The following is a 266-nucleotide window of genomic DNA, read 5'->3' on the forward strand; positions in this document are numbered from 1 at the left end:
TCGCGCGGCGTGCCCGATACCAAGGCGATCCCGGCGAATATCAGGATCGACAGGACGAAGTTGAAGACCGGCCCCGCCGCCACGGTCAGGGTGCGCGCCCAGAGCGGCGCACCATGCATCGTATGGCGCAGCTTGTCGGGATCCTCGGCCAGTGCGGCAATCGCCACCTCGTCCTTGCCCGAGGCCGCGTCCGCATCGCCCGCGAATTTGACGTAACCGCCAAAGGGCAGCGCCGCGACCTGCCAGCGGGTGCCCCGCTTGTCATG

The 266-nt window shown here is 68.4% G+C and carries 1 protein-coding gene; it reads right to left on the reverse strand.

The features are described 5' to 3' along the window. Positions 1-266: site-2 protease family protein (locus A3728_RS15195; RefSeq protein WP_201722340.1), on the reverse strand; the 266-nt coding region annotated here is incomplete at both ends.

The organism is Sulfitobacter sp. HI0040 (assembly GCF_001634885.1).
Taxonomy (GTDB): Bacteria; Pseudomonadota; Alphaproteobacteria; order Rhodobacterales; family Rhodobacteraceae; genus Sulfitobacter.